The sequence below is a fragment of the Vibrio sp. S11_S32 genome, assembly GCF_014694465.1.
In the GTDB taxonomy this organism is placed as follows: Bacteria; Pseudomonadota; Gammaproteobacteria; order Enterobacterales; family Vibrionaceae; genus Vibrio; species Vibrio algicola.
This window is the reverse complement of the sequence record NZ_JAAUWS010000007.1, coordinates 1-13282: the sequence shown is the minus strand read 5'-3', so window position 1 is coordinate 13282 and position 13282 is coordinate 1. Positions and strand designations below refer to the sequence as shown.

16 protein-coding genes are annotated in these 13282 nt (G+C 43.0%); 13 read left to right on the top strand and 3 right to left on the bottom strand.

The features are described 5' to 3' along the window. Positions 1-42 precede the first annotated feature (42 nt). Both HC723_RS05810 and HC723_RS05805 read right to left on the bottom strand, forming a co-directional pair. Positions 43-516, bottom strand: coding sequence for a TIGR02444 family protein (locus HC723_RS05810; protein ID WP_190338489.1), 474 nt, complete (start codon positions 514-516; stop codon positions 43-45). Then, positions 516-2426 (bottom strand): ABC transporter ATP-binding protein, encoded by a 1911-nt coding sequence (locus HC723_RS05805; protein WP_190338488.1) that lies wholly within the window; start codon positions 2424-2426, stop codon positions 516-518. Before HC723_RS05805 ends, HC723_RS05810 begins: the two co-directional genes overlap by 1 nt. Positions 2427-2605: 179 nt before the next feature. Between HC723_RS05805 and kefG the strand changes: the two genes are divergently transcribed. From kefG to slyD, 4 genes are all read left to right on the top strand, one after another. Next, positions 2606-3211, top strand: coding sequence for a glutathione-regulated potassium-efflux system ancillary protein KefG (kefG, locus tag HC723_RS05800; protein ID WP_190338487.1), 606 nt, complete (start codon positions 2606-2608; stop codon positions 3209-3211). A 28-nt stretch (positions 3212-3239) separates the two neighbouring features. After that, a complete protein-coding gene (gene kefB / locus HC723_RS05795; RefSeq protein ID WP_153447936.1) occupies positions 3240-5033 on the top strand; it encodes a glutathione-regulated potassium-efflux system protein KefB in 1794 nt (597 codons plus the stop codon). Between the two features lie 10 nt (positions 5034-5043). After that, on the top strand, positions 5044-5307 hold the full coding sequence (locus HC723_RS05790; RefSeq protein ID WP_190338486.1) for a YheV family putative zinc ribbon protein: 264 nt from the start codon (positions 5044-5046) through the stop codon (positions 5305-5307). A gap of 90 nt (positions 5308-5397) precedes the next feature. Then, on the top strand, positions 5398-5964 hold the full coding sequence (slyD, locus tag HC723_RS05785; RefSeq protein ID WP_153447934.1) for a peptidylprolyl isomerase: 567 nt from the start codon (positions 5398-5400) through the stop codon (positions 5962-5964). Positions 5965-6057: 93 nt separating this feature from the next. On the opposite strand, the gene HC723_RS05780 is transcribed toward slyD, so the two are convergent. Further along, positions 6058-6288, bottom strand: coding sequence for a SlyX family protein (locus tag HC723_RS05780; RefSeq protein ID WP_190338485.1), 231 nt, complete (start codon positions 6286-6288; stop codon positions 6058-6060). A 376-nt stretch (positions 6289-6664) separates the two neighbouring features. On the opposite strand from HC723_RS05780, the gene fkpA reads away from it, so the two are divergent. From fkpA to HC723_RS05735, 9 genes are all read left to right on the top strand, one after another. Continuing rightward, positions 6665-7471 (top strand): FKBP-type peptidyl-prolyl cis-trans isomerase, encoded by an 807-nt coding sequence (fkpA, locus tag HC723_RS05775; protein ID WP_190338484.1) that lies wholly within the window; start codon positions 6665-6667, stop codon positions 7469-7471. Positions 7472-7706: 235 nt separating this feature from the next. Next, positions 7707-8429 carry a helix-turn-helix transcriptional regulator gene (locus HC723_RS05770; protein WP_153447931.1) on the top strand — a complete coding sequence of 241 codons (723 nt, stop codon included), beginning with the start codon at positions 7707-7709 and terminating at the stop codon, positions 8427-8429. Further along, positions 8426-8827 (top strand): sulfurtransferase complex subunit TusD, encoded by a 402-nt coding sequence (tusD, locus tag HC723_RS05765; RefSeq protein ID WP_153447930.1) that lies wholly within the window; start codon positions 8426-8428, stop codon positions 8825-8827. The genes HC723_RS05770 and tusD overlap by 4 nt, the downstream gene beginning before the upstream one ends. Continuing rightward, a complete protein-coding gene (gene tusC, locus HC723_RS05760; protein ID WP_153447929.1) occupies positions 8827-9180 on the top strand; it encodes a sulfurtransferase complex subunit TusC in 354 nt (117 codons plus the stop codon). Before tusD ends, tusC begins: the two co-directional genes overlap by 1 nt. Positions 9181-9211: 31 nt before the next feature. Then, positions 9212-9493: a sulfurtransferase complex subunit TusB gene (gene tusB, locus HC723_RS05755; RefSeq protein ID WP_190338483.1), complete on the top strand. Its 282-nt coding sequence runs from the start codon at positions 9212-9214 to the stop codon at positions 9491-9493. A 186-nt stretch (positions 9494-9679) separates the two neighbouring features. Then, positions 9680-10054: a 30S ribosomal protein S12 gene (gene rpsL / locus HC723_RS05750; RefSeq protein WP_153447927.1), complete on the top strand. Its 375-nt coding sequence runs from the start codon at positions 9680-9682 to the stop codon at positions 10052-10054. A 114-nt stretch (positions 10055-10168) separates the two neighbouring features. Next, positions 10169-10639: a 30S ribosomal protein S7 gene (rpsG, locus tag HC723_RS05745; RefSeq protein WP_153447926.1), complete on the top strand. Its 471-nt coding sequence runs from the start codon at positions 10169-10171 to the stop codon at positions 10637-10639. A 223-nt stretch (positions 10640-10862) separates the two neighbouring features. Further along, positions 10863-12959, top strand: coding sequence for an elongation factor G (gene fusA / locus HC723_RS05740; protein WP_190338482.1), 2097 nt, complete (start codon positions 10863-10865; stop codon positions 12957-12959). 184 nt (positions 12960-13143) lie between these two features. Continuing rightward, positions 13144-13282: GTP-binding protein (locus tag HC723_RS05735; protein WP_238925529.1), on the top strand; the 139-nt coding region annotated here is incomplete at its 3' end.

The following is a 13282-nucleotide window of genomic DNA, read 5'->3' as shown; positions in this document are numbered from 1 at the left end:
ATATGTTTACTGCTTATTATCTGTGATGATTCACTAATGCTGTCAGATATTACTTATATTTTTGAAAAAGAATAGGCAAAGCCCTTCAGCATCAAGTTGTTGGCAATATTGGTGGCTTAGCGGTATGTGTTGTTGAGATCGAGCTTGAAGTGGCAGTGCATTTAAGGCTTCAACTAAATATTCTTGTTGCTGACGTTCAAGCTGTAATTCAAAGGTTAAACTTTCCCGATATAGCGAAGCGGGTAAGTGAGTTTTATATTGACGACGCAATGACCGAAACTGAGCGAGTAATGCTTGTGTCGGTTGGAGTGATTGTTTCAATCGCTCTTGTTCCTGTGGATCTAGTGTTAGTTTTTGTTGATCGAGCCATATATACAGCAGTAGTAAATTAACGTTGCCCTGATATTGGTTTTGTAGGGTTAAACACGCCGACTCCACGCCCGGTTGTTGATAGCGTTCTAGACAAAATTGCCAGAACGCTTCTGCTGTAAGAGGTGAACAAGGCGAGTTTGGCATTATTCTTCGCTTAATGCTTCAAGTTGCTCTTGCAGTTCCATCCACTCCATCTCAACATTTTCGAGTTGCGCTTTGCTGGTAGCTTGTAGGTTGAGCACTTGGGTCAGCTTGGCTTTATTTTCATCTTGATAAAGAGAGACGTCCCCCAGTTGTTCTTCCGCTTGTGCCAATGCTTGACTGTGTTTGTCCATTTGCGTTTCAAGTTGAGTGACTTTTTTACGCAGCGGCGCGGTTTGTTTACGGCGCTCCGCATCAAGACGTTTTTGTTCTTTACGATTGGCGGCGCTGTTGGTGTTGGGGCTGTTATCCACTTCACCTTGAGCATCTTTCTTATCTTGCTTTTGTTGGTCGGTGAGCCATTTATAATAGTCGGTAAGATCGCCATCAAACGGCATCACTTGTTGGGCATCGACTAGGTAAAGATCATCGGTGGTGGCGCGCAATAAATAACGATCGTGACTGACAATCACCATCGCACCCTCAAAGGTTTGCAACGCCATGGTCAGCGCTTGGCGCATATCCAAATCAAGGTGGTTGGTTGGTTCATCGAGCAGCAATAGATTGGGTTTTTGCCACACTAATAACGCTAATACCAAACGTGCTTTTTCGCCACCTGAGAATGGGGCGACCTTATCTAATGCTTTTTCGCCTTGGAAACCAAAACTACCAAGATAATCACGTAACTGTTGTTCGGTTTGATTGCTGGCAATTTGCATTAAGTGCTGCAGCGGGGTTTCTTCTGGGTGCAAGGTTTCGAGTTGATGCTGCGCAAAGTAACCAACCTTCACCCCTTGAGAATAGGTCAGATCGCCGCCTTGTGGATTAAGCTCGCCCGATAATAGTTTGATTAAGGTCGATTTACCTGCGCCATTACGCCCAAGTAAGCCGATGCGGCTACCTGGGACTAAATTTAAGCGAATTTTTTCTAAGATCAAGCGATCGCCATAACCTGCAGATACATCGTCCATCATCATGATCGGATTAGGCAATGCAGCGGGTTGACGGAATTCGAAATTAAATGGGTTATCAAATTGCGCTGGCAGAACCTTTTCCATTTTCTCTAACGCTTTAATCCGGCTTTGGGCTTGGCGAGCTTTAGAGGCTTTATAACGAAAACGGTCGATGTAACTTTGCATGTGCGACATTTGTTTTTGCTGCTTGCTGTACATTGCCTGTTGTTGCATTAACTTTTGTGCACGTTGGGTTTCAAAGGAAGAATAGTTACCTGTGTATTCATTCAGATCTTGATTTTCAACATGCACAATGCGGCCAACGATTGGATCTAAAAAGTCTCTATCATGCGAGATCAAAATCAGTGTGCCAGGGTAATTTTGTAGCCATTTTTCCAGCCACAATACCGCATCTAAATCTAAGTGGTTGGTGGGTTCATCCAGCAGCAATAAATCGGAGCGGCACAATAATGCTTGAGCAAGGTTTAAACGCATGCGCCAGCCGCCCGAGAACTGGGTCAGGCTCCATTGCATTTGTTCTTGGCTAAATCCGAGGCCATTGAGCAGTTCGGCTGCGCGCGAATTTATAGTATAGCCACCAACAATATCAATCTTGCTGTGTAACTCTGCTACCAAAGTGCCATTATCGGCTTGTTCTGCCTTTGCGAGTTGTTGCTCTAAACGTCGAAATTCACGGTCGCCATCAATCACATAATCAATTGCAGCTCGATCTAACGCGGGCGTTTCTTGCGCTACCCAAGCTAATTCCCAATGGGCTGGCATTTGAAAGTTACCGGCGTCGATAGCCAGTTCATCTTTTAATAAGGCAAATAGCGTTGATTTACCACAACCGTTTTTGCCGACTAAACCGACTTTATCACCCGGATGAATAGTGGCTGAAGCTTGTTCTAATAAAGGCTTTCCGCCACGCAGCAATTGAATGTCTGAAAATATAATCATAGGGTTGTGGTCTAATTTGGGCGCTAAGTAAATAAAGGCGTAAGCCAGATGAAATTGCAGAGAATAGTAGGCGTTTCGTCAATAAATGTCGATCATTATACGATTTAAGATAAGATACTTATTATACTTAAAGCACATTAAGTTAGCATGGAACAAAGGAAAGACATCAAGGAGCAGGTATGTCTGAAACAAGGAGCGGTTCAACATCCGCGCCGGTATCATTTAAAGGATCAGCACCGCAAGGATCATCAAACTCACCCAATCCACCCCGAGTGTTGGTTATTTTTGCACATCCCGATCCTATCGATTCTGTTGCCAATCAAATCTTACTCAAAGCGATTCAAGATCTTCCTCATGTGCGTGTGCATGACTTATATGCCCGTTATCCAGATTTCTTTATAGATGTGGCGATAGAGCATCACCTGTTACTTGAACACGATATCATTGTCTTTCAACACCCTCTATTTATGTATTCTTGCCCTGCGTTAATGAAAGAATGGATGGATACCGTATTAGGCAAAGGTTTTGCATTTGGTGAAGGGCGGGCGTTGGCCGGAAAAACGTGGCGTAGCGTAATAACGGTGGGCGGATCTAAGCAAGCCTTTAGCGACAAAGGCTATAACCAATATCCATTAGAGCAAATACTGCAACCTTTTGAACTGACGGCAAAATTATGCCAAATGAATTGGCTGGAGCCGTTAGTCTTATATTGGGCTCGCAATGTCAATCATGCAGAACGCTTACAACATGCCCAAGCCTACCGTCAATGGCTAATGAATCTGTAACATCGACTTGGCGACACAAGGAGTGTAAATGGCACCAACAACCTTTGAATTATTAGAAAGTGGCGTAGTCTTTTTATCGGCAGCGGTGATTGCGGTGCCGCTGGCGCAACGTTTTGGCTTAGGCTCAGTGCTTGGGTATTTGTTGGCCGGTATTGCGATTGGTCCTTGGGGATTAGGGCTGATCAGTGATGTCGACAGCGTCATGCACTTTGCGGAATTTGGTGTGGTGTTATTGCTGTTTTTGATCGGTTTAGAATTGAACCCTAAAAAACTATGGCAAATGCGTATTCCTATTTTAGGTTTAGGCGGCGCACAAGTGGTGGTGACCACATTAATTCTCTCAGCGATTGCCCATTGGTTTGGCATTAGCTGGCAAAACAGCTTAGTGATCGGGATGGGGTTGGCGTTGTCTTCTACTGCGATTGCTTTGCGAGTGATTGAAGAGCAAGGGCTGGGCGGCACCGAAACCGGACAGTCAGGTTTTGCGATTTTGTTATTCCAAGATATCGCTGTGATCCCCATGCTTGCTATGTTGCCATTATTGGCAGGCAATGTGGGCGGCGATTGGTTAGATGCGGTATGGATGATTGGTGGTGTGGTCGGGTTATTAGTCGGAGGCCATTATTTATTGCGACCTATTTTTCGCTTTGTGGTGATGAGCCGAGTACGAGAACTGTTTACTGTCGCTGCATTATTGTTGGTGATTGGTATTTCGGTGATCATGCAAAAACTCGGTTTATCCATGGCGTTAGGGACTTTTTTGGCCGGCGTTTTACTGGCAGAGAGTGAATACCGTCATGAATTAGAAAGCGCGATTGAACCATTTAAAGGTTTGCTGCTGGGGTTGTTCTTTATGTCGGTTGGCATGGCGGTCAATTTAGGCTTGTTGGGGTTATATCCAATCAAAATTCTATTGGCGGTGGTGGCCTTAGTCACCATCAAAGGATTATTGATTTACGGCTTGGCGCGCTTAATGGGCACTCGAGCCAAAGCACGCAGTCGAATGGCGGCTATATTGAGCCAAGGCGGTGAGTTTGCTTTTGTGTTGTTTACCGCCGCATCAGGGCAAGGGCTGCTTGGAACCGAGATGACGTCGTTCTTACTGGTGGTAGTGAGCTTATCCATGATGACCACCCCCCTGATCTTACTGGCGCAACAAAAATGGTTTAGCCGTACCATTAATGTGCAGGATGATATGCAATCGGATGTGGTTAATGAAGAGCCAAGAGTGATCGTGGCTGGCTTTGGGCGTTTTGGCCAAGTGGTGGGCCGCTTGCTTTATGCCAATAAAATTCGCATTACGGTATTGGAAAGCGATCCCAGTCAAATCCAAGTATTACGCAAGTTTGGCTATAAAGTGTATTACGGCGATGCCACTCAACTGGATTTACTCAGGGCGGCAGGGGCAGAGCAAGCCGAAGCGATTGCCATTTGTACCGATTCACCAGATGAAGTGTTAAAAATTGCCGAATTGTGTAAGCAGCATTTTCCCAATCTGAAAGTAATGGCACGAGCGCGCAGTCGGGTTGAAGCTTATCAATTACTCAATATTGGCGTGACTTTATTTTCACGCGAAACCTTTTTAGGAGCATTAGATTTAGGTCGCCAAGTGTTAACTGAGTTGGGCATGCATCCTTATCAGGCCAAGCGAGCAGAAGCACACTTTAAAAAACTCGACACCACCATGCTAAAAGAGTTATTACCTCAACATAGTGAAGATAAAGACACCGGCCTTAGAGCCAAAGAAGCACGGATTGAATTAGAAGAAATATTTGCGCGTGAAATGGAAAGCGATCGAAAAACCCAAAATCATTGGGATTAACGGAGACAATATGACAATTAAGAAACGATTTATTGCCGGAGCAAAATGCCCAAGCTGTGGAGAATCGGACAGTTTGCGGGTGTGGCATGACAACAACATCGAAATGGTTGAATGTGTCGAATGCGACTATCTAGAACGCCAGAACCCAGAAACAGAACAGCAAGCCTCTGAATTAGGGGATAAAAAATCAACTGCGGCACAGCCACAAGTGGTCACTGTCGAGCAGTCTGCTTACGCCTCTGAGCAAATGATTGGGATTTTTAAGCCTGAATGATTGAAATTTGCCGAACTTATCCCCATTATTTGTCTCATAACGATTAGGTGCTCATTCATCCTTTATGCCTAATCTGTGTCTGGAGCGAATATGAATATTGAAAAAAACGTTGTTGTTAGCCTAGCATACCAAGTAAAAACGGAAGACGGCGTCGTCGTAGATCAATCTACAGTGGAAGCACCACTGGATTATCTACATGGTCACAACAACTTGATCTCTGGTTTAGAGAACGAACTTAACGGCAAAGCACAAGGCGACAAGTTCAATGCTGTTATTGCTCCAGAAGACGCTTACGGTGAGCACAATGAAGGTCTTGTTCAACGTGTTCCTGCTAATGTTTTCCACGGTGTGGATGAAATCGAAGTAGGTATGCGTTTCTTAGCCGATACCGACCAAGGTCAAATCCCAGTAGAAATCACTGAAGTTGATGGCGATGAAGTTGTGGTTGACGGTAACCACATGCTTGCGGGTCAAACGCTAACATTTGATGTTGAAGTGGTTGCGGTACGCGCAGCAACTGAAGAAGAAATGGCGCACGGCCATGTACATCAAGCGGGTCACGACCATGATCACGAAGGTGGTTGCTGTGGTGGTCATGAAAAAGAAGAGAAAAAAGAAGGTTGTGATGGAAATGGCGGCTGCGGTTGCTCTCACTAATCTTTAATGAATAATAAAAAAGCGCTAACCAATTGGTTCAGCGCTTTTTTGTAGGATCAAAGTTTCATGATTAAGTCGGTTTATTTAATGTCATTAATAATGCGGTGGTGGGGTTTCTTCTGAAGAGTCCGCTAAATTAGACGCATCTAAATTTTTGACTTTACCAACCACAAATTTCATTTGGTCTTGCATGCGAGTAATAAGTAATTGTTGTTGGCTTAATGCATCATTTAACTCGCTGATGGTTTGCTCTTGAAAAGCTAATTGACACTCTAAATCGTCAATGCGTTGTTTAAGAAGATCGTCGCTTGCTGAGGTTGTCATTAGTGTTCCAATAAAAGTAAGCCAAACAGTGACAAGATTATACATAGTTTTATTGACTGAACGCGAGCTTATTTCCGTGAATTAACCACCGCTTGAAATATGACAACTTGGTTAATGATTAACTATGATTCCACGGCTGCAAGTTATGGCTTTGTTAGGTTTATGTAATAAGTATCATGCTTTATTGCAATAACTGAAAAAAGTAAGATAAATTACAATTAAATTATGAACTTTGATCAAAAAACACGGTCTGCTAACAAAGACTTTGAGTATAAGTAGGTAATATGCCTCGCGGTGTCATAACGGCGCAAAGCATATACTGCAATAAACTTTTTAATGAACACGATGATGGACTGCCATCACGCTGGAGAATTTAATGAAATCGATTTTTAAAGTATCGCTGCTAGCAGCAACTGTATTACTGGCTGTAGGTTGTCAAAAAGAAGACGCAAAAGAAGCTCCGGCTACTGCGCCAAAAACAGAGCAAGCGGTATCTTCTGCTTCTCCTGCGATGACTCAATACAAAACTGACGACGAAAAAGCCGCTTATGCAATCGGTACTTCTTTCGCGAACTACCTAAATACTAGTATTGAAAAACCAGCTGAGATCGGTATCAAGTTAGATAAAGAGATCGTATTGAAAGGTATCGAAGATTCGTTTGCTAAGAAATCTGGCATGACGGAAGAAGATACTAAAGCGGTGCTGCAAAACCTAGACAAACGCGTGCAAGAAAAAATGCAAGCCAAAGCAAAAGAAAAATCAGCCGCTTCTATCAAAGCGGGTGAAGAGTTCCGTGCTAAATTTGCTAAAGAAGACGGCGTAAAAACCACTAAATCTGGCATCATGTACAAAGTAGAAAAAGAAGGCACAGGTGTCACTCCAAAAGCAACAGACACTGTGGTTGTGAACTACGAAGGTAAACTTATCGATGGTAAGAAATTCGATAGCTCATACGATCGTAAAGAACCTGCAACTTTCCCACTTAACCGCGTGATCCCTGGTTGGACGGAAGCAGTTCAGTTAATGAAAGTCGGTTCTAAATACCAAGTTGTTATCCCACCAGAGCTAGCTTACGGCGCACAAGATACGCCAACTATTCCTGCAAACTCTACATTAGTATTCGAAATCGAATTAATGTCAGTTAAAGCAGACGCAGCGCCACAAGCACCTGCGCATAAATAAGGTGTTGTCACACTACTTAACATGAGTAGTGACAATATTATTCACTGGCAATAAATGCCGGTGAAAATAATCCAAAGGCCTATTTGATAGGCCTTTTTTATTGCTGTCCTTTGGGAGGTCTGACGAAGAAACTTGCTCTATATCATCATATAGTGGACTGGATAATGCCAAATTCAAACTTTCTGATAAACTTACATCAATTTTTTTAATTTATACAATTTTGGTTGAGGTAGATATGGAGAGCTCTGAAGCAGTTCATTCTGAAGCGTTGTTAGAAATTGAATCGGTCCATGCCAAGCCATTTTCGGAACACGATAAGATCATTCTGCATTCTTATGAGGCGGTTGTTGATGGTCTTGCTAGCTTAATTGGCAGCTATTGTGAGATTGTTTTACACTCACTAGAAGACTTAAATACTTCAGCGATTAAAATTGCTAATGGTGAGAATACCGGCCGTCAAGTGGGTTCGCCGATCACGGTATTGGCACTTAAAATGCTCAAAGACATCGAAGGCTCTGAGCGTAACTTCTCACGTTCATACTTTACTCGCGCTAAGGGCGGCGTATTGATGAAGTCGATCACCATTGCGATCCGTAATGGCGAACAGCGAGTGATTGGTCTGTTATGTATTAATATTAACTTAGATGCACCATTTTCTGATGTATTGCATGCCTTTATGCCAACCGCAGAAGCCGAAGAAGCGGCATCATCGGTTAACTTTGCCAGTGATGTTGAAGAGCTGGTGGATCAAACGGTTGAACGTACAATCGAAGAAATTAATGCCGACAAATCAGTTTCGAATAATACCAAGAATCGCCAGATCGTGATGGATCTTTATGATAAAGGGATCTTTGATATTAAAGACGCGATCAACCGAGTGGCCGATCGTTTGAATATCTCAAAGCATACGGTCTATTTGTACATTCGTCAGCGTAAAATTGAGGATGGCGAAAAGTGACCGAACAGCCTTTAACGTATACATTATTAGTGAATGGTTCGGTGTATGGCAGTCAATCGGCGCGCCATGCCTATCAGTTTGCCAATGCGTTAATTGCCAGAGGGCATCGCTTAGTCAGCGTGTTCTTTTATCAAGATGGGGTGCACAATGCCTCGAGTTTGATCCTGCCGGCCAATGATGAATTTGATCTTACCCAAGCATGGAAGGATCTTGCTCAGCAGCATGGAGTTCGATTGGAGTCCTGTGTGGCGGCATCACTGCGGCGTGGCATTGTTGATAGCAATGAAGCTAAAACACATAAGTTACTCGCGTCTAATACCGCTGAATCGTTTGAATTGGCAGGTTTGGGCGGTTTAGCCACGGCAATGCTAACCCAAGACAGAGTGGTGCAGTTCTAATGAAATTAGGCTTTGTTTTTCGTTCATTTCCCCACAGCACAAGCAAAGGTCGTGAAGGGCTTGATGCACTGCTGGCAACTTCGGCCTACAGTGAAGACATCGAAGTATTTTTTATTGGCGCTGGCGTAACACAGTTATTGGTGAATCAAGATCCAAAACAAGTGCTCTCCCGAGATTATGCCGCGGCATTTAAGTTATTAGATTTGTATGACATCGACAATATTTATGTCTGTCAAACCTCATTACAGCGTTATCAAATTGAACCATCAAGCTTGCTGATCCCCGTCACGATCTTAAGCCAAGCGGAACTCAACCAAAAAATTCATCACTGTCAGAAACTGCTCAGTTTTTGATCCTCAACCTTCATTCATTGGCAGGATTAAGATGCTCCATATCGTGAAAAACAGCCCAGCATTAGCGCAAGCATCAGCCTATTTGATGCCTGACGATGTGATTTTATTGATTGAAGATGCCGTTTATCACGCAATTGAAGCAAAAAACGACCAATCAAATAAAAAAGATCCAAAAGATCCTTATCTCTATTTAAAACAAGATTTAGAGGCGAGAGGTTTAGTATTAGATTGTGTTGATACTTGCCAAGTTGTTGATTACTATGATTTTGTTTTACTTTCCGAACAGCATCAACAATCGATGACGTGGGAATGATCTTTAAAATAGGTCATCTCAACACGGTGAAATAAAAAAAATACCGTGACTAAGATTGGTTATTTCTTGACACACACACCTTTGATGCATAAAATTTTGCGTCCCTATTTCTCATTATATGAAATATAGTCAGAAAACTGGGATAGATTTTTCACAAGCTTATTTTCGTATATCAGGAGCTATTTAATGGCAACTATTAACCAGTTGGTACGCAAGCCACGTGTAAAGCAAGTTGTTAAAAGCAACGTGCCTGCGCTAGAAGCGTGTCCACAAAAACGTGGTGTATGTACTCGCGTATATACTACTACTCCAAAAAAACCGAACTCAGCATTACGTAAAGTTTGTCGTGTTCGTCTAACTAACGGCTTCGAAGTAAGTTCTTACATCGGCGGCGAAGGTCACAACCTTCAAGAGCACAGTGTTGTTCTTATCCGTGGTGGTCGTGTTAAAGATTTACCAGGTGTGCGTTACCACACCGTTCGCGGCGCGCTTGACTGTGCTGGCGTAAACGACCGTAAACAAGGTCGTTCTAAGTATGGTGTTAAACGTCCTAAGTCTTAATGTCTCTTTTGTAAAAAAAGAAAACGTTAAGTAAGGCCAAACACTAAAATATATTGTATTTTGAAAAAACTGAAAAGTTTTGGATAACCTGAAGAAGACAACGGAGAAACATCCATGCCACGTCGTCGCGTAATAGGCCAGCGTAAGATCCTACCAGATCCTAAATTCAAATCAGAATTGCTGGCAAAATTTGTAAACATCCTTATGGTTGATGGTAAGAAATCAACTGCTGAAAAAATTGTTTACACTGCACTAGATACTATGGCTGAGAAATCTGGTAAAGATCACTTAGCTGTATTCGAAGAAGCTCTTGAAAATATTCGTCCATCGGTAGAAGTTAAATCTCGCCGTGTGGGTGGTTCAACTTACCAAGTGCCTGTAGAAGTTCGTCCGGTTCGCCGTAACGCTCTTGCTATGCGCTGGATGGTTGAAGCTGCGCGTAAGCGTGGTGAAAAATCTATGGCAATGCGCCTAGCTGCTGAAATGCTAGATGCGTCAGAAAACAAAGGTACTGCTGTTAAGAAACGTGAAGACGTTCACCGCATGGCAGACGCGAACAAAGCGTTCGCACACTACCGCTGGTAATAGACTCTTTGTTTACAAAGAGGCAGCGTTAGTTCTACCTTCTGTGCTGCGAGTTTTCTCGCAGCACTTTTTTGCTATTTCAAGCAACAAAAATCTCATCAAATAAAATTGAAATAGTGTAGCACGTCAGGTTAAGCCTGAGGTTTTGATTCCCATTTCACTAGATATTGCACAACGTTGGCAGTCATTTATTGAAATGGTATTAGTTAATAAGGATACAATTGTGGCTCGTAAAACCCCTATAGAGCGTTACCGCAACATTGGTATTTGTGCGCACGTAGATGCAGGTAAAACAACCACAACTGAACGTATTCTGTTCTATACCGGTCTTTCTCATAAGATCGGCGAAGTCCATGATGGCGCCGCTACCATGGATTGGATGGAGCAAGAGCAAGAGCGTGGGATTACTATCACCTCAGCTGCGACCACTACTTTTTGGCGTGGTATGGAAGCTCAATTTGACGACCACCGCATTAATATTATTGACACCCCGGGACACGTAGATTTCACCATTGAAGTTGAGCGTTCATTGCGTGTACTTGATGGCGCCGTCGTGGTTTTTTGTGGTTCATCAGGTGTTGAACCTCAATCTGAAACAGTTTGGCGTCAAGCGGATAAATATCATGTACCTCGTATCGTGTTCGTCAACAAAATGGACCGTACCGGTGCGGATTTTTTCCGTGTGATTGAACAAATTAAAAATCGTCTTGGTGCGACTCCGGTTCCTCTGCAAATCAATATTGGTTGCGAAGAGAATTTTAAAGGCGTAATTGACCTTATCAAGATGAAAGCGATTAACTGGAATGATGCCGATCAAGGTATGACCTTCACGTATGAAGATATTCCAGCAGATATGCAAGAATTAGCTGAAGAATGGCGCACCAACTTAATTGAAGCGGCAGCGGAAGCTTCAGAAGAGTTGATGGATAAGTACCTTGAAGGTGAAGAGTTAACCGAAGCTGAAATTAAACAAGCACTTCGTACTCGCACACTAAACAATGAGATTGTTTTGGCGACTTGCGGTTCAGCGTTTAAAAACAAAGGTGTTCAAGCGGCACTTGATGCGGTAATTGATTACTTGCCATCACCTATCGATGTCCCTGCGATAAAAGGCATTGATGACAATGAAAAAGATGTTGAGCGTCATGCAGATGATACCGAACCATTCTCTGCGTTAGCATTTAAAATTGCGACCGACCCATTTGTGGGCACATTGGCATTTATTCGCGTCTATTCGGGCGTGATTAATACTGGTGATACTGTTTATAACTCGGTTAAGCAAAAGCGTGAACGCTTGGGGCGCATTGTACAAATGCACTCGAATAAGCGTGAAGAAATAAAACAAGTTTTAGCCGGTGATATTGCTGCCGTTATTGGCCTTAAAGATGTCACGACTGGCGATACTCTGTGCGATCAAAATCATAAAGTTATCCTAGAGCGAATGGAATTTCCTGAACCGGTAATTCAAATTGTGGTTGAACCACGCTCGCAAGCCGATCAAGATAAAATGGCGATTGCTCTCGCTAAGTTAGCAGCGGAAGATCCATCATTCCGAGTTGAAACGGATAATGAAACCGGTCAGACCTTAATTTCTGGCATGGGTGAGCTACACTTAGATATTATAGTTGACCGCATGAAACGTGAATTCAGCGTTGACTGTAATGTTGGTAATCCTCAAGTGGCGTATCGTGAGACCATTCGAGGCAAAACAGAAATAGAAGGCAAATTCATTCGTGAAACAGTGGGTCGTGGTCAATATGGTCATGTATGGCTGAGACTCGAACCGTCTGAGAAAGATCAAGGATTTGTTTTTGTAGACGAAATCGTGGCTGGTGCTGTTCCTAGTGAATACATCAGCTCAATATCGCAAGGTATTGAAGAGCAAATGAATAATGGTGTGCTAGCTGGTTATCCTGTTATGGATATCAAAGCAACGCTATTTGATGGCTCATATCATGATGTCGACTCAAGTGAGATGGCGTTTAAAATTGCCGCCTCAATGGCTTTCAAGAATGGTGCCCTGCAAGCGCAACCTGTGCTTTTAGAACCTGTAATGAAAGTTGAAGTAACTACCCCTGAAGATTGGATGGGGGATGTGGTTGGTGATATTAACCGTCGCCGCGGCATTATCGAAGGAATGGACGAAGGCAATGCTGGTTTGAAAATTATTCGAGCCAAAGTTCCACTGTCTGTTATGTTTGGTTACGCTACCGACTTACGTTCAGCAACTCAAGGTCGTGCTTCATACTCAATGGAATTTTGTGAGTATGCGGAAGTGCCGAAGAATGTTGCACAAGCAATTATTGCCGAGCGTGGTTAATAAACGTTATTACACGGCTACTTGATGATACTAAGCGTTTTTTGAACAATTTGGTCATGAAAACAATTGGCGGATTAAGTAACGAATCTATTGCGTTGATGAAAGTTGACGCATAAAATAGCAAATTCTGACGCGTTTTGATCCTTTTGATCAAGACGAATCATAACTAGGAAGGAACACGATTGTGTCTAAAGAAAAATTTGAACGTACGAAACCGCACGTAAACGTTGGTACTATCGGCCACGTTGACCACGGTAAAACAACTCTTACTGCTGCTATCTGTACTACACTTGCAAAAGTGTACGGTGGTGTTGCTAAAGATT